Source organism: Winogradskyella pacifica (assembly GCF_013403915.1).
GTDB lineage: Bacteria > Bacteroidota > Bacteroidia > Flavobacteriales > Flavobacteriaceae > Winogradskyella > Winogradskyella pacifica.
Genome location: NZ_JABFDI010000071.1, coordinates 1 through 633 on the forward strand (window position 1 = coordinate 1; position 633 = coordinate 633).

Here is a 633-nt window from a genome sequence, read left to right on the forward strand (position 1 = left end):
GAGGGGATCAGGCGCCGAGGAGGTCGTAATCGAACACGCGGGCATGCAGAACAGTCCGACTCCGGAGCGCTGCCCGCACGGCTCGGTGCAGACCGTCCTCGAGATAAACCACTCCGCGGTAGTGCACGGCATGCGGAAACAGGTCGCCGTAGAACGTCGAATCCTCGGAGAGCAGCCGGTCGAGTTCGAGCACCTTGGTCGTCGTCACGATCTCGTCCAGACGCAGTTGACGCGGCGGGATCCTGGCCCAGTCTCGAAGTGAGAGCCCGTGATCCGGATACGGCTTTCCGTCCCTGACACCCTTGAAGATCATGTGTCGTACGTCGTCGAAGTCGAGTTGGCCACCGGACCACAGTAAGGCCTTTCGGCGGTGATCGTGCGGCGGCTACTAGACTCGAGCGATGGATCGATAGTGGCGGCGTCGTAGCTGCCCGCAGCGGAGGATCGGAGGGGACGGAAGTTGTCTAGCACCGAAGACAGACGATTCGAGATTTTGCGCGCGATCGTTGCGGACTACGTCTCTACTCAGGAACCGGTCGGCTCCCGCGTGCTGGTCGAGCGACACAATCTCGGCGTATCCAGTGCCACGGTCCGAAACGACATGGCAGTACTCGAAGCCGAGGGCTACATCGC

The 633-nt window shown here is 61.9% G+C and carries 1 protein-coding gene; it reads right to left on the minus strand.

All coding sequences use genetic code 11. The annotated features are described in order from the left end of the window. Nucleotides 1-7: 7 nt before the first annotated feature. Complete coding sequence (locus HM984_RS18090; protein WP_075840416.1) at nucleotides 8-313, minus strand: type II toxin-antitoxin system VapB family antitoxin; 306 nt, start codon at nucleotides 311-313, stop codon at nucleotides 8-10. Nucleotides 314-633 lie beyond the last annotated feature (320 nt).